Consider the following 19742-nt stretch of genomic DNA (forward strand, 5'->3'; position numbering starts at 1 on the left):
AACTATGCCGCGAGGAGCGATCCTCGCGGCCTTTTGCGTGGCTACAACGAAGAGCGATAAAAGATTTCACAACATTATGAAGACACATCCACAGTACGAACCCTGGTTGCAGGGCATGCTCATCATCGCGAAGCACTATCGGCTGGACTTCTCGGCAGAGCATGTTCGGGTCACGATTAACCATGAAAGCCAGTCTCCACGCCAGCTGGTGCTGGAAGAGATGGCACGCCAGCTTGGGTTAGGGATGCGTATGGTGGCGGCCGACGCGGTCTCCCTCGACCCGTGGCGTTTACCTCTGCTTGCGGAATTTACCGGCGGGCAAATCGCGGTCATTAACCGCATGGACAGCGAGGGCAACGTGAGCCTGCAGTTCAGCGGTGACGGCGGCCTGGAGACGACGCTGACGCGTGAGGCGCTGTGCTCACGGTTGACAGGACTGCTGGTGCTGCGCCCGCTCGAGTCCACGCCGGATGCCCGGGTAGATGATTACATCAAACCGTATGAGAAAAACTGGTTCTGGCAGCTGGCCCTGAAGGACTGGCGACGCTACAGCGATATTATGCTGGTGGCGCTGGTCGCTAACGTCCTGGCCCTTTCCGGCATGGTCTTTTCCATGCAGGTGTATGACAGGGTGGTGCCCTCGCAATCGGAAGCCACGCTGTGGGTCCTGTTTGGCGGCGTGATGATCGCCATTGTTTTCGAATTCATCATGCGCATGCTGCGCGTGCACATTTCGGATGTGGTGGGTAAGCGCGCCGACTTGCGTATTTCTGAACGCGTTTTTGCACACGCGCTGCGAATTAAAAACGGGGCCCGCTCTAAGTCAACCGGGTCGTTCATTGCCCAGATCCGCGAGCTGGAGTCGGTACGTGAACTGATCACGTCCACCACCATTGCGGCCATCTCCGATCTGCCGTTCTTCCTGCTGTTTGTGTTCATTTTGTGGATGATTGGCGGACCGCTGGTACTGGTTGTCCTGCTTGCCGTGCCGCTGCTGCTTATCCCGGGCCTGCTGGTCCAGCGCCCGCTGGGCAAACTGTCCAGCGAAGGGATGCGCGAGTCTGCCATTCGTAACGCCACGCTGGTGGAAGCGGTTCAGGGCATTGAAGACATCAAGCTGATGCGCGCTGAACAGCGCTTCCAGAATCAGTGGAATAACACCAATGATGTTGCCGCTAACGTCGGCATGAAGCAGCGCTGGCTGACCGGGCTGTTGCTGACCTGGACGCAGGAGGTGCAGTCGATTGTGTATGCCGTGGTGCTGCTGGTGGGGTGCTACCTGGTTATCAGCGGGGACATGACCACCGGTGCGCTGGTGGGGACCTCTATTCTCGCGTCGCGGACCATCGCGCCGCTGTCGCAAATTTCAGGCGTGCTCTCCCGCTGGCAGTCGGCGAAAGTGGCGCGTAAAGGACTCGACGATCTGATGCAGCGCCCGATTGACGATCCTCAGCAGGGCAAGAAGGTGCATAAAGCCCATCTGCGGGGGGATTATGCACTGGAAGAGGTGGGGTTCTGGTACGACGATGAAGAAAAACTCACCGTTCTGAACATCAGCAAACTGCAGATTCGCGCCGGTGAGCGGGTGGCGGTGCTCGGACGCAATGGCTCCGGCAAAAGCACGCTGCTGCAGCTGCTGGCAGGGATGCAGGAGCCTCAGCAGGGCAGCATTCTGCTGGATAATATCGCGTTGAACCATCTGGACCCGGCTGACGTGCGCCGCGACATGCAGCTGCTGAGCCAGCAGGCGCGGCTATTCTTTGGCTCCGTGCGGGACAACATTCTGATGGGCAACCCGCTGGCCACCGACGATGAGATCCATCAGGCGCTGGTGAACAGTGGTGCGCTGGAGTTTGTCCGCAAACAGAAAATGGGGCTCAACTACATTATCAACGAAGGCGGTGCGGGCCTGTCCGGCGGGCAGCGTCAGGCGTTATTACTGGCTCGCGCCCTGATCACCTCTCCGAACATTTTGTTACTGGATGAACCTACCGCCTGGCTTGACGAGATGAGTGAGAAGCAATTTATCCAGCACCTTAAACCGTGGTTGGGCAAGCGCCGGACGCTGGTGGTCGCGACCCATCGTCTGCCTATTCTGGAACTGGTTGACCGTATCATCGTGCTGGAAAACGGCAAGGTGATCATGGATGGCCCGCGCGACGCCATCCTTCGTCAGCACGGTATGGCGCCGCAAAAAGCCTCACAGCGTACCGTGACCATGAAACCGACACCAGTAGCAGAGGAGGGCGTAGCATGACTGATTTCTCTCGCGTCAACAGCCGCCTGAAGGAGCCACGCTTGCCGCGGTCAACCTGGGTCGCCTGGTCGCTGTTCGCCCTGCTGGCGGTATTTATCACCTGGGCAAGCCTGTTCAGCCTTGATGAGGTCACCACCGGTAGCGGCAAGGTGATCCCCTCTTCGCACGAGCAGGTGATCCAGTCCCTTGAAGGGGGCATTATTCACAGTTTGCTGGTGCGTGAAGGCGACATCGTTGAGCGTGGTCAGCAGCTGGCACAGCTTGACCGGACGAAAACCGAATCAAGCGTGCTGGAGAGTGAATCGCGCCTGAATGCCGCGCTGGCAACCGCCTCGCGTCTGAAGGCCGAAGTGAACGACACGGCACTGGCTTTTCCGGCAGAGCTGGATGATGACGTTGAGCTGGTCAAACAGGAAACGGCGCTGTATCAGTCTCGTCGCGAAAGTCTTGAGAAAGGGCTGGCGGGTTTACGGCAGGGGGCCGAGCTGGTGCAGCGAGAGCTGTCGCTGACCCGTCCGCTGGTGACGCAGGGGGCAGCCAGTAAGGTGGAGGTGTTACGTCTTGAGCGTCAAAAAAATGAGCTTGAGAACAAAATCACCGAGATGAAAAACCAGTATTACGTTCGCGCCCGTGAAGAGCTGGCGAAAGCGAACGCGGAGATTGAAGCGCAACGTTCGGTGATGAAAGGGCGTGAAGATTCGTTGACCAGACTGACCTTCAATGCGCCGGTGCGCGGGATCGTTAAGGATATCGACGTGACAACCGTGGGAGGGGTGATTCCGCCAAACGGCAAGCTGATGAGCCTGGTTCCGCTTGATGACCAGATGGTGATTGAAGCGAAAATCTCGCCGCGCGATGTCGCCTTTATTCATCCGGGACAAAAAGCGCTGGTGAAAGTGACCGCCTATGACTACTCCATTTACGGTGGGCTGGAGGGCGAGGTGACCATGATTTCGCCGGATACGCTTCAGGATGAGGTGAAAAGGGATGTGTATTACTATCGGGTCTATATACGCACTGACAGTAACCATCTGACCAATAAACAAGGCAAAGCCTTCCCGGTGTTTCCTGGGATGATTGCGACCGTTGATATTAAAACAGGCAGCAAAACGATTCTGGATTATCTGTTGAAACCGCTTAATAAGGCGAAAGAGGCACTGCGGGAACGGTAAACAAAGGGCGTTCGGGAAACCGAACGCCAGAAACATTATACCGTCGACGTTACGTTAACAACGTGGCGTCGTTCTTTAGGAACGACGTTGATATAGTGAGTCACATAGGCGAAGTATAATCCGGCATAGTTTTCGACCAGTTCTATAAACGCCGGGTAAATCGACATCTGGCCATCACCCTGATCTTTAAGATAACCCGCCTCTTGTGCCGATTTGATAATACGGTTGACGTGGATCCGTGAAACAAAAAATTCTTTAGCCAGTAAGTTGGCTGAATAAGGTATGACTGCGCCATGTGCGGTTTTATTTTTTATGGCCTGCAGGTAAAGATATAACATTATCATCCGCCCTCCGTCTTTATCAATAAACAATCCCACTTCAGGCAAAACCTTCCTGAACGTTAATCCCCTGAAAAGGTATTCCGCTGCGCGACGGAAAAAGTTATTTCGCAGGATGTCGTTATCCAGCAGATTAACGTTGATATTAAACTTTGGGAAAAGAATACTTACCGGCAAAAATGCGCCGGACATGTAGCGTTTAAGTTCATTAAGTCCCTTTTCAGTCGGTGCGATTCTCGTTTTGCGTCTGTCTTCACTGCAGCGCCAGGTCTTGATGCGCCCGGTGGTTCTGAGCAAGGTGATGATCGCAATCACACTGTTGGGGCTGGCTATTTTATAACGGGAACATAATTCTTTAATTTCTGATACTGACTCAGCCTGATTTCCAAAGATAAAACAACACATGGAAAGAATAATGTTGAACCGTGATTCCTGAAGCATCGTTTTGTAGAACAAAGGTTGTTTTTTGTAGATGGCGTCATTAATGGTGTAGTGCTCTGTTATTGCCTCACTGAATCGCGGATTGTTTTTAATGACATCCCTTCGATGTAGCAAGGCCCTGGATGAGATATGATTATCCATAGCGTTTGTCTCTTATATGAATGAGCCGATAGATGAAGTATCCAGTCTTCTTTCGGATTTTTCATTATACCTTGAGATTGACATATTTACCGTTATTATTTGATGCGAATTTTATATTTATACTGCATATGGATACAGGCGGTGATTAACACAAAGATGTTCTCGTTAGTCACGTTGATAACGGTTTCTTAACCTGATGGTGTACTGTAAAATTATTATCAACAACAGGGTTTTTTATATTTTGTTACATTCACAAATGGGATATGTGTTTTTGTGCCCAGGAGCAGGTTATGACCCAAAATATTTCTTTCAGAAATGCTGCTTTTTATGAGCAAAAATTTGTCATCTCAACCTGCCATTTCACATTTCAGGGGTACAGTCTGTTACTCAAACAGTACGGTATAGACGCTTCGCACGTTCGTTTTGAGGGGGATGAACCTTCCCGGCAGGATCTGGAAAATATCCTTAGCAGTCAAAACGCTCAAATCTCGGTGTTTCTCGGCAAAGGTGTGGTCTCTCTGCTGGAGAGCCTGAAGCGACTCGCTTGCGTGCTAAATAAACTTCCTGTTATTCGAAAGGTAACCCTGTACGGGGAAATGCCGGATGGCTGGTTGTATCGAACGCTGGGGAATCTTTTAAATAATACTTTCCAGCTTTCATTGATTCGTATAGCCAGCGTGTCTGATGTTATGACCTGTTTTCGTATGCATAATGACGTATTTAAGGATAACTCACGTTCATTGCGTGACCAATACTGGGGGGTGTCTTATCAGGAAAACGTAAAAGGTTTAACCGAAAGAGAGGTAAGCGTTTTATTAAATTTTTATCGCGGAATGTCAGTAAAAGAGCAGTGTGAAAAAATGGGGCTGTCTAATAAAACGGTTTATACCCATCGTAAGGAAGGGGTGAAAAAATTACACCAGATCCGACGTTGGCTGAAAGATCCGCATGCCTTAAGAATGGAAGGAAGCACGGAACGGTTAACGCAAAAAGAAAGTCTCTCTGCCAAAGAGACGGCGGTTTATAATGCATTGCTAAAAAGAGAGATATTCCCTGCATATCAGATCATAACCGATCGTTATAAGAAAGGGGTGGGGTTTGAGATACTTATTCGCTGGAATAATAATGGTAAAATTATCAAGCCAGTTAATTTTCTTACTGATATTTCAAGCCAGGAAATATGGCTAAAAATTACTGCGCTAGTGATTCATGCTGCGGTGTCGGGGATTAATAAATATAACGGTAAATATTATTTTTCCGTCAATATCCCCCCGCGACTTGCCTCGGGTAATGCACTTCCCGACATGGCCAAAAAGGCTGTGGCGATGCTGCTCAATCCGCAGTGGGCCGACAAACTGGTCTTTGAATTTGCGGAAGATATTGATGTGACCAAGGATAGGACGATCCCAGAAACCATGCGGCGTTTACGCAATACCGGGTGCCGGTTGTTTCTCGATGACTGCTTTTCCAACCATCAAACCATGTTCCCGGTAAGGCAGGTGCATTTTGATGGATTAAAGCTTGACCGGGATATCGTCGAGCATTTTGTGGCGAATGACAACGATTATAATCTTATTAAAGCGATACAGATATACAGCGATATGACCGGCACGGATTGTATTGCTGAAGGGGTGGATAGCGAAGAGAAGTTTGAGAAGTTAGTCGCCCTTGGGGTTAAAAGTTTTCAGGGCTATTATCTGTCGCGGGCGGTGAAAGAAGACGAATTAGATCGCATGGTCAGACAGTTTAGCTAAAGCGAAAAAAATAAAGCCCCGAAGGGCCTTTATTTATTTTCGACCCAGTAACAGGCCGAGAACAATACCTACCGCCCCCGCAGCAATTAAACCCGTCAGGGGATTGTTTCTCACCGCTTCAGTGACATCGGAAACGGCGTCGCTGGCCTGTGCGGCATATTTTTTGGCTGCACCTTTAACCTGATGCTTAGGGGAGTCAACGAAATCGCCAAACTGCTGCTGGGCTGAGCCTGCCAGTTCATCGAGTTTATTTTTCGCTTTGTCTTCTGCAAACTGTGTATTTTTATCAGTATTGAAATCAGTCATTTTTGCCTCCTTGTGTTGATAGTATAAGGATAGCCTCTCTTTTGCGTTTTAAGGGAAGCAGGGCGTAATTTGGCACAAAATCCTCCTGTTTTCGGATATATCTCTATGCTACACACCCTTTATTTCTCATTCTTATCCTGACCGTAATACAGTTTTCCAATCCGGATAAGCGGGCGGCCCTGAGACTTGCGGTGCAGGTTACTGTCCCTGAGCGAATACACGCACCCGCAATATTCCTGCTGGTAAAACTGTTCTCGCTTGCTTATCTCAATCATGCGCGAGGAACCGCCCTGTTTGCGCCAGTTGTAGTCCCAGTAGACCATCCCCGGATAGCGCGCTGCCGCACGCTGGCCGCAGTCATTTATCTGCTGCATATTCTTCCAGCGGGAGATCCCTAATGAACTACTGATGACGCGAAAACCATTTTCTGCCGCATACAACGCTGTGCGTTCGAAACGCATATCGAAGCACATGGTGCAGCGGATGCCGCGCTCGGGTTCCCATTCCATGCCCTTAGCGCGTTCAAACCAGTTATCGGTGTCGTAATCGGCATCGACAAACGGCACGCCGTGTTTTTCCGCAAAGCGAATATTCTCCTCCTTACGGATGAGGTATTCCTTTTGTGGATGAATATTGGGGTTATAGAAAAATATGGTGTAATCAATTCCCGACGCCTGGATGGCCTCCATCACTTCTCCCGAGCAGGGGGCGCAACAGGAGTGCAGCAGCAGTTTGTCGGCACCGTCTGGCAGGGTAAGTTGAGGGCGGATAAAGGGGGTTGTACTCATCGTATCAACTCTATGTGAATGAAATTTATTGAATTGTAGTCCCGTAATCGAAGAAAGTGAACGTTCAGGGCAAACCCCAACCTTTGGTTCAGCAACTCTGCATGTTCCTCATCAAACATTTTTATGCCGTATAGATACCTGGTATACCCCGACCTGGCTTGTGATGAAAGAGCGGTCAGTGCCCAACATGTCTAAGTGTGTCATGACTGGTGAGGTGTACGTCGGCGGATAGCATCTTCTTTTTGACCCCTATGTCAGAGACATACCCAAACGCGCATAAGCACGCAGGCTCTGGTTGCCTGAAGGAATGGTTCGAACTGAGTATTAGATGGCAGAAGGTTTTATCGCAGGGTGTTTGGCGATGCTGGATTTAACTTGAGATGGATAATTAACTCTGAAAGGGCCTGAAAAGGGCCCTACTTTTTAACATCAAGATAATGGGAAGCCTGCGTCGATATCATTGTGAGAAACTGCTTTGCGGTAATACCCCATAAAGATGGGTCAAAATCGAACCTATACAAGTTAAGAAATTCCAGTTCCACATCATCATTTTTGTTGATGAAATTATGGCAATCCTCAATCAGTCCCTTTGCATATTCAGGTCCTTCGGATTTCAAATACTCTTCCATCACCTCTTCGATCGTCTCGCCGAACAGGTCGTAATCCTGGTTAAAGTAAGCACCCATTAGATGATCTAAAAATTTATTAATCATGATTTATCTCAGTACCGGGAATGCAGTCAGTACGTAGTACGGCTTGTTGTTATACAACTGGCACTCAAGAACGACACGCATTTTATATGACTTGATTATGGGGCCAGTCGCAGACTCTATGCCGAAGCCAACTTCTTTGCCTGCAAAAAAATCGAGGTTCAATTTTGAGCCAGTTCTCGCAGTTTTGGCCCAGTTATTTATATAAGAGGAATTGAATTTCAGTGCCTGGGAAATGGCATCTTCAGCTATGCGTCTGTTATAAAAAGTGCTGCTTCCAGATAGCGTGGGTCTGTTAGCCATACGTGTTCTGAGATCTGCTTCACTTAAACCTACATGGCGAGAGAGTGTATGCCCACCGGGTTTATATCCAGATGCAGATTCATGCTCAATAAGCCTAATTCTTCCGACGCGCACTGATGCGACACGGACAGCTCCGAGAGCAAGGCCAAAAGCTACGGGCACGGCAATATCGACGGTCAGACCTATATTAATTGCGGTCTTTTCATCAGCACCAAGACGGCGAGCTGTATCAACAGCTAACTGGTATGCTGCTGTTCGGGTATCTCGACCAGAAATAGTCTGGTCAATAGCTGCATTGAGGCTATCGAGCCCATGCGCGCCAACAACAATGCAGGCTGCTTTAGTCAGCGTAGTTGGGTCTGGTGCTGCGCACAAAATTGTCGCGCCGGCCAGTTCAACAGTACTCATTGCCACACCGAGTCCGCCCAACAACCGATTCTGCAGTGTCTCTGCTTCAGTTACTGTTTTATCAGACAACACTGCAGCCATCTGAACCGGTGACATAACTACCTGTAATCCTTCACTCATACCCATACTCCGATGAAGATATTCCTCGATAATAAGAAAAATTAGTGCGTTACGCAAAAAGTGTTCTAGTGTGCAAAGCGTAGTCTCTTCAACACACCGATTGATTATAGATACACTGCCTTGGGGGGTATTCTAAGGCTCCCATCAAGTCACCTCGTATTCCCCTGATCCTGCGACGACTCGCAGCAATCATGCATTGACCGAAGGAATAAATTCGACATAATTTATTTCTGTGGTGAATCTTCTCTGAAGAGAGGGCGTTCCAGACTACTGCTGTCCGCAGGTATGCACGCATCTTTGCTTATCTGGGAAGAGTCACTGGGATGCACCCGCCACCACGATTCTTTCTTTAATTTTTTATCCCATTGGAAGGGTATAGAGTGCACAAGTTTAATTCCTCTCTTCTTGCGATTTTTTTGCTGACAGGTTGTAGTTCCGATCTGGTTCTCAGCCCACCTCAAAAACCTGAATACAAGGCAATGCCAGAGATAACCCAGTCTGTGACGCCATCCCAACAGCGTGCGATCATGGCTGGCGAGAGGCCTGATTGGTCAGAAAGGACGCCAGTCGGCACCATGAAACGATATTGATAAATACCTAGCGACCAGGGCTGCCATTCGGTGGCCTTTTTTATTGTGATGAATGAGCGGGATGTGATGGCTACAGTCCCTTGTTTGCTCAGCCACAGGGCTCTCGTGCCTGGTGCGACGTTGTACCTATCAATTGGCTAAGAATAAGTGGGTGTAGACATGTAACACACTGAATATTTTAGAAAAATAGGTAATGGAATGAGTATAAAGTTACTTTATGTCCGAAAGAGCCTTTTACCCCCTCAGCTAACTATACGATAACCACGTCAAACCTAATGTTTACATAAAGCTGTTTTAAAAGATACAATACCCCCCTATAGTATCAGGAGGGCGTATGCCGCATTCACCCGCAGATAAAAAACGTATTCTGACGCGCGTCCGCCGCATTCGAGGGCAGGTTGATGCTCTTGAGCGTGCACTGGAATCGGGCGACCCCTGTCTGGCCATCCTGCAGCAAATTGCCGCCGTGCGCGGTGCTGCGAATGGGCTGATGGGCGAAATGGTTGAAATTCACCTCAAAGATGAGCTGGTGACCGGGGAAACAACGCCGGACCAGCGGGCCGTTCGCATGGCAGAAGTCGGCCATTTGCTGCGCTCTTATCTAAAATAAACCCACAGACCTCACAATAAGGGAAGAGACATTATGAAATCTCGCGCTGCTGTCGCATTTGGCCCCGGCCAGCCGCTCAAAATCGTTGAAATCGACGTGGCTCCGCCGAAGAAAGGCGAAGTCCTGATCAAAATTACCCATACCGGCGTGTGCCATACCGATGCGTTTACCCTTTCGGGTGACGATCCTGAAGGCGTTTTCCCGGCGGTACTCGGCCACGAAGGCGGCGGGATTGTGGTGGAAGTCGGCGAGGGCGTGACCAGCCTGAAACCGGGTGACCATGTGATTCCGCTGTACACGGCAGAATGTGGTGAGTGTAAGTTCTGTAAATCCGGCAAAACTAACCTCTGCCAGGCGGTTCGCGCTACTCAGGGTAAAGGTCTGATGCCAGACGGTACCACTCGCTTCTCCTATAACGGTGAGCCGATCTATCACTACATGGGCACCAGTACCTTCAGCGAATACACCGTGTGCGCGGAAATTTCGCTGGCGAAAGTGAACCCACAGGCGCCGCTGGATAAGGTTTGCCTGCTGGGCTGCGGCGTAACCACCGGGATTGGCGCGGTGCATAACACCGCAAAAGTGAAAGAGGGCGACACCGTTGCGGTGTTCGGTCTGGGCGGTATCGGTCTGGCGGTAATCCAGGGGGCGGTGCAGGCGAAGGCGGGTCGTATTATCGCTGTCGATACTAACCCGGAGAAATTCACACTGGCAGGCGAAATGGGTGCCACTGATTTCGTGAACCCGAAAGACTACGATAAGCCGGTTCAGGATGTGATCGTTGAGATGACCGATGGCGGCGTTGACTTCAGCTTCGAATGTATCGGTAACGTTAACGTGATGCGCTCCGCGCTTGAATGCTGCCACAAAGGCTGGGGTGAGAGCATCATCATTGGCGTTGCCGGTGCGGGCCAGGAGATCAAAACCCGTCCATTCCAGCTGGTGACCGGCCGTGTGTGGCGTGGTTCAGCGTTTGGCGGCGTGAAAGGGCGCACCCAGCTTCCGGGCATGGTGGAAGATGCAATGGTCGGGAAAATTCAGCTCGACCCGTTCATTACCCATCGCCTGCCGCTGGAGCAAATCAACGACGCGTTCGATTTGATGCACGAAGGTAAGTCCATCCGTACCGTGATTCACTTCGGCGACAAGTAACTCTTCTGCCAGCGGTTTTTTTGCCGCTGGCGTTTCCTGCATAATCTTCTCTAAAGTGTGACCTGCCTTGCGCTTTTAGCCGTAAGCTAATCTCCAGCCGTGCCGATGACTATTTTACAGGCGTGTTTTTACGCATCTTACCTACAAGAGAGTCGACGGTCATGGACAACACAACAACGATGCAGGCGCAGCGCACGCTGAGCTTTTTGCATCATATCAGGCTGGTTCCGCTGTTTTCCTCCATTCTCGGTGGCATTATTTTGCTGTTCGCCTTGAGCTCAGGTCTGGCGGGCTATTTCCTGCTGCAGGCAGACGCCGATCAGCAGGATGTCACATCAGAAATTCAGGTGCGTATGGGGCTGTCGAACAGTTCTAACCATCTTCGCACCGCGCGTATCAATATGATCCACGCTGGCGCGGCCAGCCGTATCGCCGAGATGGATGCAATGAAGCAGAACATCAGCGAGGCGGAAAAACGTATTAAGCAGTCTCAGGATGGCTTTAATGCGTACATGAACCGCCCCGTTCGTACGGCGGAGGATGAAGCGCTGGATGCCGAACTGAAAACACGCTTTGACGCCTATATCGCGGGCCTTCAGCCGATGGTGAAATTTGCCAAAAACGGCATGTTTGAAGCGATCATTAACCATGAAAACGAATCCGCGCGCCCGCTGGATGACGCCTATAACGCCGTCCTGCTGAAGGCGATTAAGATCCGTACCGACCGGGCCAATGCCCTGACGGCGCAGGCGCACAGCCGCACGCAGCTGGGCCTGATGTTTATGGTCGGGGCGTTTGCCCTGGCGCTGGTGTTGACCGCGCTGACCTTTATCGTGCTGCGCCGCACGGTCATCAATCCGCTTCAGCGTGCTGCCACGCGAATCGAGAACATTGCGAAAGGCGACCTGACGATGCCGGATGATGTCGCCGGGCGCAGCGAAATTGGCCGGCTGACGCGCGACCTGCAAACCATGCAGCACTCGCTGGAGACCACGGTTGGCACCGTACGCCAGGGGGCGGAAGAGATCTATCGCGGAACCAGTGAAATCTCGGCTGGCAACACCGATCTCTCATCCCGTACCGAACAGCAGGCGGCCGCCATTGAGCAGACTGCCGCAAGTATGGAACAGCTGACCGCGACGGTGAAACAGAATGCCGATAACGCGCACCATGCCAGCAAGCTGGCGGAAGATGCCTCCGGTAAAGCCAGCCGTGGCGGCCAGATGGTCTCCGGCGTGGTGAAAACGATGAGCAATATCTCCACCAGCTCGAAGAAGATCTCTGAGATTACTGCGGTAATTAACAGCATTGCGTTCCAGACCAATATCCTGGCGCTCAATGCGGCAGTAGAAGCAGCGCGTGCGGGTGAACAAGGACGCGGCTTTGCGGTGGTGGCGAGCGAAGTGCGTACCCTGGCGAGCCGAAGTGCAAATGCCGCGAAAGAGATTGAAAGCTTGATCAACGAGTCGGTTTCCCTGATCGATCAGGGTTCCGGTGAAGTGGTCGCCGCGGGCAACACCATGAACGACATCGTCGATGCGGTGAAACGCGTCACCGATATTATGCTGGAAATTGCCGCCGCCTCCGACGAACAGAGCCGCGGTATCGAGCAGGTCAGCCAGGCGATTTCGGAGATGGACAAAGTGACGCAGCAGAACGCCTCGCTGGTGGAAGAAGCCTCTGCGGCGGCGGCCTCCCTGGAAGAACAGGGCGCGCGTCTGACCGAGGCAGTCGGGGCATTTCGTCTGAGTGGCGCAAAGCCTGGCCGTTCAGTCTCGTCTGCGCCAGCGGCGAAAAACGCACCTTTACGTCCTGCGCCTGCGGTGTCGGGTGATAACTGGGAAACGTTCTGAGTCGTCCGGGGTAAACGGGTGAAAAAAAGGGACCGTCAGGTCCCTTTTTTATTGCGTTACTGCTTATCCGGCAGCGCGTAGGCAATCACGTAATCACCGCGATCCGGCGACTGACGGGCACCACCCGCGTTAATGATGATGTACTGTTTACCGGTTTTTGGTGAAACATAGGTCATCGGTCCGGACTGGCTACCGACCGGCAGACGGTCTTTCCAGATCTCTTTCCCGGTGGCGGTATCAAACGCGCGCAGGTAGAAATCCTGGGTGCCGGCAAAGAACAGCAGACCGGACTGGGTAGCGAGGGACGCGCCCAGGGTCGGCATACCGATTGGGATCGGCATATGCATGCGAATGCCAAGCGGGCCCGTATCTTCCACCGTACCGACCGGAACCTGCCACACCAGCTTGCCTGATTTCAGGTCAACGGCTGACATGGTGCCAAACGGTGGCTTCTGACACGGAATGCCCAACGGCGACAGGAAGCGTTCACGCATAGCTCCGAACGGTGTACCGTCCATAGGCACAATACCCATCTCGATGCCGCTGGCGTTTTTCGCCACGTTGGCACGCGGTACCATGTAGTTTGCCAGGCCCAGGCGCATATCGTTAACGAACATCAGGCTGTTGTTCGGGTCGATTGAGACGCTGCCCCAGTTCATCCCGCCAAGGGAGCCCGGGAACTGCAGGGAACGGTCGAGACCCGGTGGGGTGAAGACGCCCTGGTGACGCATCTCTTTAAACTGAATGCGGCACAGCAGCAGGTCGACTGGCGTCGCCCCCCACATATCCGATTCGGTCAGCGTCTGGTTGCCAATCATCGGCATGCCAACAGAGTACGGTTGGGTCGGGGAGTAACGTTCACCTTCAACGTTACCGGCCGGTACCGGGCGCTCTTCCACTTTCGCCACGGGCTTGCCGGTTTCGCGGTTGAGCATAAAGATCATGCCCTGTTTGCTGGTCTGCACCAGCACCGGCGTGGTGCCACCTTTACCGTCGGGTAAATCGTACAGCAGCGGCTGGGAAGGGAGATCAAAGTCCCACAGGTCGTGGTGGGTGGTCTGGAAATGCCAGCGCACCTGACCGGTGGCGGCGTCCACCGCCACGATGGAGGAGCTGTACTTGTCATCCAGCGCCGTACGCTCACCCGCCCAGAAATCTGGCGTGGCGTTGCCGGTTGGCAGATAGATCAGGTTCAGTTTTGCATCGTAAGACATGGCAGACCAGACGTTCGGCGTGCCGCGTGTATAGGTCTGTCCTTCCGGTGGAAGGCCGGTCAGCTGCGGATTACCCGGATCCCATGCCCATGCCAGCTTGCCGGTATGAACGTCATACGCACGCACGACGCCCGGCGGTTCGCCGGTGGAGAAGTTATCCGCGATACGACCGCCAACCACCACCACATTCCCCGCGACCAGCGGCGTGGAGGTCTGCTGATAGTAACCCGGCTTGATTTCCCCCATCCCGATGCTCAGGTCAACGGTGCCACGATTGCCAAAGTCTTCACAGACCTTGCCGTTATCTGCATTGATGGCTATCAGTCGCGCATCGGTGGTCGGCAGGAACAGACGACGAGGGCATGCCGCAGGCTGTGCATCTGCCTGTGACGTTGTCACGCTGCTGTGATCTTCAAAATAGCCCAGACCGCGGCAACGCTGCCAGTTCGGTGCCGAGGCTTTCGCGTCGTAACGCCATTTTTCTTTACCGGAGTCGACGTCCAGCGCCAGGACTTTACTGTACGGCGTACAGACATACAGCGTGTCGCCAATTTGCAATGGGGTGTTCTGATCTTCCGCACCGGAGCCGTTGCTCTGAGGAATATCCCCCGTGTGGGCAACCCAGGCCACCTTCAGATCATTCACGTTTTGTTTGTTAATTTGATCGAGGGCGGCGAAGCGGTCACCGTGGGTGGTATTGCCCCAGTGCGCCCAGTTTTTCTGCTCCTGACCCGGTGCGACCGGTTTTACCGGTACCGGCTCATTCGCCGCCACCAGCGTTTGCGGCTTGAACATCCAGCCGAGGCTCACCAGCATCACGACCGCCAGAACGGCCGCGACGCCAAATGCCGGTGCTTTGTTCGGGGCGTTGTGGTTTGCTGCGCGCATAAACGGCCAGACGATGGCACAGAGGAAGGCCAGCACGGCAAACGTAAAGAGGCGCGAGAAGAGCGGCCAGAAATCCCATCCGGCATCGCTGACGGCCCAGAACAGCGAGGCGATAAACGCGATGCCATAGAGGACGATCCCGCTGGCGCGGTTGATGAAAATCAGGACGGCGGCAATCACCATCGCCACGCCCATGATCAGGAAGTACCCACTTCCGCCTACGGTAACAAGCTTTAAACCTAAGCCGCCAACAGCCAGACCGATGAGCGTCATCAGTCCGGCAAGGAGCCACTGCAGGATACGGGGTATCCCACGTGGCGCGCTGCCAAATGCCATTTCTGTCTCCTTTAAATCCCCCGCGTTGCGGAACGGTGCCGAATATGTACCAATTGGGTAATAATCGCGGAGGGGGATGAGGTTTTATACGGTTTATCCGCATCATGTGCGGTTGAATTCCTGTTTAACAAATAGCATGCGAACCATTTGGTGAATTCGCGGCTATGATAAAACTGTTAAATTGTTTTACGCAATTGTTAATGGATGATTTCGCATTTTTTGACCACAGAAACAAAAAACCCGTCGACAGGACGGGTTAGTGGTTGAGGTTGTAAAGGCGTCTCAGGCAGGCATGGATTTGCGGATGGCGCTGAGCAGCGTCTGCGCACCCGGGGAGAGCGGGGTATCCACGCGGGTTAATATACCGATAGGTTCGCCCGCACCTGGCGACGTCACCGGCAGTGCGGTAAGCGTGCCCTGGCGGAGATCATCTTTCACCGCGCCGGAGGGAACGAACCAGACGTAGTCATAATCCACCGTAAGCTGGCGCGAAAGCGAGGCCGACAGCGTTTCAATGCAACCTGAAGGCAGTGAGCAGCCCTGCATCTGCAGCAGTGTCTCGGCGTTCTGACGCGGAACGGTGCCTTTTGGGGATACCACCACCGGCCACTCCATTACGCGGCTTAACGTCACCGTATCCTGCAGCAGGGGGTGACCGGGACGCACGACCAGCTTCAGGGATTCCAGGAACAACAGCTCGTAGTTAAGCCCGCCCATAAGCTCGGGGTCGGACATGCGCCCGATACCGAGATCCAGTTCGCCGGATTTTAGCCCAGCGAGCAGCATAGTGTTATTCATGGTGGCAACCTGAATAGTGGTATGCCGCTGATGTTTGTGGAACTGTCCAATGACCGGAGGCAGAATGCCGAGCGCCGCCGTTGGCAGGGCACCCACGCGCACAATCTCCGTGGCGTGCTCCTCTTTGCGGTTGAGCGACTGTCCGGCAGTATTCAGCGCATCGAGAACCTTGACGGCGTGCGTAAGAAATTGTTCACCCACGAGGGTGAGTTGTGCCCCCAGCCGACCGCGGTCGAAGAGACGGGTTCCGGTGAGTTGTTCCAGCTCGTTCAGCGTTTTGGAGAGCGCAGGCTGGCTTAGGTTGAGAGTTTCAGCCGCTCGCCCCAGCGTTCCCTGTTGAGCGACGGCCACAAATGTATGCAAATGGCGCAAGCGTATGCGCTGACTGAACAGACCATTTTTTTCCATAGGCGATGTTAAAAACAGAGCGATGCGGGTGACAAGCTAAGTTGTTTAATTTTGATAACTTGATAGCAAAATATTTTTAACATTTGATCTGTTTGAGTTACAACATGTTTTCTGGCAGGGGGGAGAGGAAGAACGTCCTTGTTCTTTTCGAGCACATTGAGAGCGTTACGTCAGTGTATAGCCGGGTTAAATCACGCCATCACCGCCGTCAGAGCACCATACCTGACCGGAGGTAAATGAGCATTCATCCGAGGCCAGCGTGACATAGAGCGGTGCGATTTCAACAGGTTGACCCGGACGCCCCAGCGGGGTATCACCACCAAACTCTTTCACTTTTTCCATCGGCTGGCCGCCGCTGGATTGCAGCACCGTCCAGTAAGGACCCGGGGCAACCGCGTTGACGCGTATTCCTTTTGGACCAAGCTGTTTCGCTAAGGATTTGGTGAATACCGCCAGACAGGCTTTTGTCTGGGCATAATCCAGCAGCACAGGGCTGGGCTTAACCGCCTGGACCGAGGAAGTATTAATGATAGAGGCCGACGGTTTCAGATGGCGCAGCGCCGCTTTGGTTATCCAGAAAGGCGCATAGACATTGGTTTTGAAGGTCGCGTCAAAATCTTCCGTGGTAAGCTCTTCAAGGGATTCCCGGTATTGCTGACGACCGGCGTTATTCACCAGAATGTCCAGTCCCCCCAGTTTGGCCACCGCCTCTTCTACCAGATTCTGGCAGAACGTCTCATCACGGATGTCACCCGGCAGCGCGACGGCAATGCGTCCTTCCGCTTTGATAAGCTCAATGACGTCAACCGCGTCTTTCTCTTCTTCAGGCAGATAGTTGATTGCGACGTCAGCCCCTTCACGGGCGTAAGCGATCGCGACTGCGCGACCAATACCGGAGTCGCCTCCGGTGATCAATGCTTTCTTGCCGGCAAGGCGGCCATGCCCTTTATAGCTCGTTTCCCCGTGGTCGGGTACGGGTTGCATTTCTGATGCCAGTCCCGGCGGCGTTTGCGGTTGCTCCGGGAAAGGGGGTTGCGGGTAAGCGTTCTGACGTTGTGTAGTATCACTCATAGCTGACTCCTTAAGCCAAGGGGTGAGATTTGATGGATAGTTGCAGCGTTAACGCTTCGCTGAATTATTTCTGCAAATGATCGACGCGCACGACAGGCGGCGAAGATTTCTTATCAAGCGATCCGTTGATACTGATCATCTGATCGGGTTTTACTGTTCTGCCGTCGAATACTGCCTGGGGAATAATAACGTCTATTTTTCCGGTTTTATCCTGGAATACAAACTTATCGCCGCTACCGTCAATAAGGTTTCCGCGTAATGAAATAGTCGCACCATCATGCATTTCTTTTGCATGATCAATGGTCATAATTCGTGCGTCATCGGTTCCACGATAACCGCTATCCAGTGCGTGCGGCGGTGGCGGTGCTTCACCTTTTTGTAACCCGCCGTTATTATCTGCCCATGCGGCCGGTACCAGAAATATCAAAAAAGCGGAAATAAGCGATAATTTCATCTGATATCCTTCATTTTGTGTGTCTTGACTTATTAAGTATTGTTGCTATTCCTTTATGTGGCAAATGTGATAAGTCTTAAAAACATTCGCTTTTGAAATCAAAAATATCGGTTAATAAGCGAAACGGTGATAGCCGCCATGAAGCATCAAAGTGATAAGTTACCTGGGATAGATGAGAATTACCGATTGCTGACGTTTGAATATGGATTTCGTCAGGTGGGTTTTATTGTCCTGCTGGCCATTATCGTTGCGGCGATAGCGGGCTTCTTTTCAAGCGGAGTGGTGAGTGATTCGCAAAGAACAAACTCGGCAAAGTCGCTGACCATCAACTACGAGCGCTTTGGCCGACGCCAGACGGAGTCGAAGATCCACCTTTCATTCCCGGTCAGAACAGAAGGGAAATACACCCTGAGTGTGACCAGCGAGAGCAACGATGTTTACGAGCCAGGAAGCGTTTGGCCGCAACCGGACAGCATGTTCAGTCGCGGGAATACGCTCTTTTTTGTTTATAACAACCTGAAAATGTCCGACAACTTCTCTGTCTTACTTTTCACGACCCCTGCACGCGCAGGTAAATGGAACAATGTCGTTCGCATAAACAACGAGCCGGAAATCCCTTTCTGGCAATTTATTTACCCGTAGGAGGCTGATATGGATATGGTCTTTCGTGCGCTGGCTATTTACCTGTTCCTCGTCGTGGTATTTAAAGTTGCCGGACGGCGCGCTTTGCTGCAGATGACCAGCTTTGATCTGATTCTCCTGTTAATTATCAGTGAGGCGACGCAACAGGCGCTGCTCGGGGAAGATTTTTCGGTCACCGGCGCAATGATTACCATTACCACGCTGGTGGTAGTGGATATTATCTTTGGGATAATGAAAAAATATTTCTCACCGGTAGAAAATATTCTTGATGGCACTCCGGTGATATTGGTTGAGAACGGCGTGCCGCTAGCAGATAAACTCAAAAAAGTCGACGTTTCCTGTGATGATATTCTGGTATCGGCACGCCAGAATAATGGTGTTACGCAGCTGAGTGAAATTAAATATGCCATTCTTGAGCGCAATGGTCATATTTCAATCATTCCTTTTGAGAAGTAAGAGGCCACGAAATGAGCAACCTTCACCATGATAACAATTATACCGTCGCCGAACTGACCAAAAAAGTGGCGAGCAAATTAACAGACTTAGGGCTTCGCTTAACCACGGCAGAATCCTGCACCGGCGGAAAACTCTCCGTCGCCCTTTGTGCTGAAGAGAACACGGCCGAATTTTATGATGTCGGCCTGGTCGTGTTCAGTGACGGCGCAAAAGAGCGCATTCTGGGCGTGCGTCCTGATACCCTTGAACGGTATACGGCCGTGAGTGAACAGACGGTAACCGAAATGGCCGCCCGGATCCTGGAGATTGCCCAGGCGGATGTCAGTATTGCCATCAGCGGTTATGCCGGGCCAGAAGGGGGCGACGATGGCACGGCGGCAGGGACCGTTTGCTTCGCCTGGAACCTTCGTGGACACACGGAAACCCGTACCGTCCTGTTTTCCGGCGACTGCCAGGATGTGGTTGAGAAGGCGGTGCAGTATTCATTGTCTGAATTAGTGACCAGATTATCAGGCTGGGATAACGAGTAAAT

Annotated in this window: 18 protein-coding genes; 9 read left to right on the forward strand and 9 right to left on the reverse strand. The window is 52.3% G+C overall.

From position 1 onward, the window contains the following. Positions 1-76: 76 nt before the first annotated feature. Together ACN9MQ_RS10740 and ACN9MQ_RS10745 are read left to right on the forward strand one after the other, a co-directional pair. The gene (locus ACN9MQ_RS10740; RefSeq protein WP_047955582.1) at positions 77-2257 is read left to right on the forward strand and encodes a type I secretion system permease/ATPase; all 2181 of its coding nucleotides are present in this window, start codon (positions 77-79) and stop codon (positions 2255-2257) included. Continuing rightward, positions 2254-3429: an HlyD family type I secretion periplasmic adaptor subunit gene (locus tag ACN9MQ_RS10745; protein ID WP_020884204.1), complete on the forward strand. Its 1176-nt coding sequence runs from the start codon at positions 2254-2256 to the stop codon at positions 3427-3429. The genes ACN9MQ_RS10740 and ACN9MQ_RS10745 overlap by 4 nt, the downstream gene beginning before the upstream one ends. A gap of 35 nt (positions 3430-3464) precedes the next feature. Here the strand turns inward: ACN9MQ_RS10745 and ACN9MQ_RS10750 are convergent, their stop codons facing one another. Continuing rightward, on the reverse strand, positions 3465-4349 hold the full coding sequence (locus tag ACN9MQ_RS10750; protein WP_014169985.1) for a MarR family transcriptional regulator: 885 nt from the start codon (positions 4347-4349) through the stop codon (positions 3465-3467). 290 nt (positions 4350-4639) lie between these two features. Between ACN9MQ_RS10750 and ACN9MQ_RS10755 the strand changes: the two genes are divergently transcribed. Next, positions 4640-6103 carry an EAL domain-containing protein gene (locus ACN9MQ_RS10755; RefSeq protein ID WP_426262723.1) on the forward strand — a complete coding sequence of 488 codons (1464 nt, stop codon included), beginning with the start codon at positions 4640-4642 and terminating at the stop codon, positions 6101-6103. 33 nt (positions 6104-6136) lie between these two features. Here ACN9MQ_RS10755 and ACN9MQ_RS10760 read toward each other — a convergent pair whose 3' ends face one another. From ACN9MQ_RS10760 to ACN9MQ_RS10775, 4 genes are all read right to left on the reverse strand, one after another. Then, positions 6137-6409 (reverse strand): DUF883 family protein, encoded by a 273-nt coding sequence (locus tag ACN9MQ_RS10760; protein WP_014169987.1) that lies wholly within the window; start codon positions 6407-6409, stop codon positions 6137-6139. A 119-nt stretch (positions 6410-6528) separates the two neighbouring features. Next, positions 6529-7197 carry an epoxyqueuosine reductase QueH gene (locus ACN9MQ_RS10765; protein ID WP_138013818.1) on the reverse strand — a complete coding sequence of 223 codons (669 nt, stop codon included), beginning with the start codon at positions 7195-7197 and terminating at the stop codon, positions 6529-6531. 416 nt (positions 7198-7613) lie between these two features. Then, positions 7614-7910 carry a contact-dependent growth inhibition system immunity protein gene (locus ACN9MQ_RS10770; RefSeq protein WP_050595736.1) on the reverse strand — a complete coding sequence of 99 codons (297 nt, stop codon included), beginning with the start codon at positions 7908-7910 and terminating at the stop codon, positions 7614-7616. A gap of 3 nt (positions 7911-7913) precedes the next feature. Next, a complete protein-coding gene (locus ACN9MQ_RS10775; RefSeq protein WP_032679680.1) occupies positions 7914-8738 on the reverse strand; it encodes an RNase A-like domain-containing protein in 825 nt (274 codons plus the stop codon). Between the two features lie 924 nt (positions 8739-9662). Here ACN9MQ_RS10775 and ACN9MQ_RS10780 point away from each other — a divergent pair. The 3 genes from ACN9MQ_RS10780 to ACN9MQ_RS10790 all read left to right on the forward strand — a co-directional run bounded on the left by ACN9MQ_RS10780 (position 9663) and on the right by ACN9MQ_RS10790 (position 12943). Next, positions 9663-9938 carry a metal/formaldehyde-sensitive transcriptional repressor gene (locus tag ACN9MQ_RS10780; RefSeq protein WP_014169989.1) on the forward strand — a complete coding sequence of 92 codons (276 nt, stop codon included), beginning with the start codon at positions 9663-9665 and terminating at the stop codon, positions 9936-9938. A gap of 33 nt (positions 9939-9971) precedes the next feature. Next, positions 9972-11090, forward strand: coding sequence for an S-(hydroxymethyl)glutathione dehydrogenase/class III alcohol dehydrogenase (locus ACN9MQ_RS10785; protein WP_014169990.1), 1119 nt, complete (start codon positions 9972-9974; stop codon positions 11088-11090). Between the two features lie 161 nt (positions 11091-11251). Beyond that, positions 11252-12943 carry a methyl-accepting chemotaxis protein gene (locus ACN9MQ_RS10790; RefSeq protein WP_219372983.1) on the forward strand — a complete coding sequence of 564 codons (1692 nt, stop codon included), beginning with the start codon at positions 11252-11254 and terminating at the stop codon, positions 12941-12943. A 56-nt stretch (positions 12944-12999) separates the two neighbouring features. On the opposite strand, the gene ACN9MQ_RS10795 is transcribed toward ACN9MQ_RS10790, so the two are convergent. The 4 genes from ACN9MQ_RS10795 to ACN9MQ_RS10810 all read right to left on the reverse strand — a co-directional run bounded on the left by ACN9MQ_RS10795 (position 13000) and on the right by ACN9MQ_RS10810 (position 18112). Continuing rightward, positions 13000-15381: a glucose/quinate/shikimate family membrane-bound PQQ-dependent dehydrogenase gene (locus ACN9MQ_RS10795; protein WP_113656196.1), complete on the reverse strand. Its 2382-nt coding sequence runs from the start codon at positions 15379-15381 to the stop codon at positions 13000-13002. A 282-nt stretch (positions 15382-15663) separates the two neighbouring features. Then, the gene (locus ACN9MQ_RS10800; RefSeq protein WP_014169993.1) at positions 15664-16587 is read right to left on the reverse strand and encodes a LysR substrate-binding domain-containing protein; all 924 of its coding nucleotides are present in this window, start codon (positions 16585-16587) and stop codon (positions 15664-15666) included. Positions 16588-16773: 186 nt separating this feature from the next. Beyond that, complete coding sequence (locus tag ACN9MQ_RS10805) at positions 16774-17658, reverse strand: SDR family oxidoreductase (protein WP_014169994.1); 885 nt, start codon at positions 17656-17658, stop codon at positions 16774-16776. Positions 17659-17722: 64 nt separating this feature from the next. After that, the gene (locus tag ACN9MQ_RS10810; protein WP_020884197.1) at positions 17723-18112 is read right to left on the reverse strand and encodes a YdeI family stress tolerance OB fold protein; all 390 of its coding nucleotides are present in this window, start codon (positions 18110-18112) and stop codon (positions 17723-17725) included. 138 nt (positions 18113-18250) lie between these two features. Between ACN9MQ_RS10810 and ACN9MQ_RS10815 the strand changes: the two genes are divergently transcribed. The 3 genes from ACN9MQ_RS10815 to ACN9MQ_RS10825 are packed head-to-tail and all read left to right on the forward strand — an operon-like array spanning position 18251 to position 19740. Then, positions 18251-18754 (forward strand): hypothetical protein, encoded by a 504-nt coding sequence (locus ACN9MQ_RS10815; protein ID WP_410380689.1) that lies wholly within the window; start codon positions 18251-18253, stop codon positions 18752-18754. 9 nt (positions 18755-18763) lie between these two features. Further along, positions 18764-19210 carry a DUF421 domain-containing protein gene (locus ACN9MQ_RS10820; protein ID WP_020884195.1) on the forward strand — a complete coding sequence of 149 codons (447 nt, stop codon included), beginning with the start codon at positions 18764-18766 and terminating at the stop codon, positions 19208-19210. A gap of 11 nt (positions 19211-19221) precedes the next feature. Beyond that, a complete protein-coding gene (locus tag ACN9MQ_RS10825; protein WP_426021096.1) occupies positions 19222-19740 on the forward strand; it encodes a 2-oxo-tetronate isomerase in 519 nt (172 codons plus the stop codon). Positions 19741-19742 lie beyond the last annotated feature (2 nt).

This window comes from Enterobacter sp. R-25, from assembly GCF_049913205.1.
GTDB lineage: Bacteria > Pseudomonadota > Gammaproteobacteria > Enterobacterales > Enterobacteriaceae > Enterobacter > Enterobacter ludwigii.

Bases quoted from the DNA above. Each gene is read 5' to 3' on its own strand.
- ACN9MQ_RS10740 (WP_047955582.1), top strand. From the start codon at position 77: ATGAAGACACATCCACAGTACGAACCCTGGTTGCAGGGCATGCTCATC.
- ACN9MQ_RS10745 (WP_020884204.1), top strand. From the start codon at position 2,254: ATGACTGATTTCTCTCGCGTCAACAGCCGCCTGAAGGAGCCACGCTTG.
- ACN9MQ_RS10750 (WP_014169985.1), bottom strand. From the start codon at position 4,349: ATGGATAATCATATCTCATCCAGGGCCTTGCTACATCGAAGGGATGTC.
- ACN9MQ_RS10755 (WP_426262723.1), top strand. From the start codon at position 4,640: ATGACCCAAAATATTTCTTTCAGAAATGCTGCTTTTTATGAGCAAAAA.
- ACN9MQ_RS10760 (WP_014169987.1), bottom strand. From the start codon at position 6,409: ATGACTGATTTCAATACTGATAAAAATACACAGTTTGCAGAAGACAAA.
- ACN9MQ_RS10765 (WP_138013818.1), bottom strand. From the start codon at position 7,197: ATGAGTACAACCCCCTTTATCCGCCCTCAACTTACCCTGCCAGACGGT.
- ACN9MQ_RS10770 (WP_050595736.1), bottom strand. From the start codon at position 7,910: ATGATTAATAAATTTTTAGATCATCTAATGGGTGCTTACTTTAACCAG.
- ACN9MQ_RS10775 (WP_032679680.1), bottom strand. From the start codon at position 8,738: ATGAGTGAAGGATTACAGGTAGTTATGTCACCGGTTCAGATGGCTGCA.
- ACN9MQ_RS10780 (WP_014169989.1), top strand. From the start codon at position 9,663: ATGCCGCATTCACCCGCAGATAAAAAACGTATTCTGACGCGCGTCCGC.
- ACN9MQ_RS10785 (WP_014169990.1), top strand. From the start codon at position 9,972: ATGAAATCTCGCGCTGCTGTCGCATTTGGCCCCGGCCAGCCGCTCAAA.
- ACN9MQ_RS10790 (WP_219372983.1), top strand. From the start codon at position 11,252: ATGGACAACACAACAACGATGCAGGCGCAGCGCACGCTGAGCTTTTTG.
- ACN9MQ_RS10795 (WP_113656196.1), bottom strand. From the start codon at position 15,381: ATGGCATTTGGCAGCGCGCCACGTGGGATACCCCGTATCCTGCAGTGG.
- ACN9MQ_RS10800 (WP_014169993.1), bottom strand. From the start codon at position 16,587: ATGGAAAAAAATGGTCTGTTCAGTCAGCGCATACGCTTGCGCCATTTG.
- ACN9MQ_RS10805 (WP_014169994.1), bottom strand. From the start codon at position 17,658: ATGAGTGATACTACACAACGTCAGAACGCTTACCCGCAACCCCCTTTC.
- ACN9MQ_RS10810 (WP_020884197.1), bottom strand. From the start codon at position 18,112: ATGAAATTATCGCTTATTTCCGCTTTTTTGATATTTCTGGTACCGGCC.
- ACN9MQ_RS10815 (WP_410380689.1), top strand. From the start codon at position 18,251: ATGAAGCATCAAAGTGATAAGTTACCTGGGATAGATGAGAATTACCGA.
- ACN9MQ_RS10820 (WP_020884195.1), top strand. From the start codon at position 18,764: ATGGATATGGTCTTTCGTGCGCTGGCTATTTACCTGTTCCTCGTCGTG.
- ACN9MQ_RS10825 (WP_426021096.1), top strand. From the start codon at position 19,222: ATGAGCAACCTTCACCATGATAACAATTATACCGTCGCCGAACTGACC.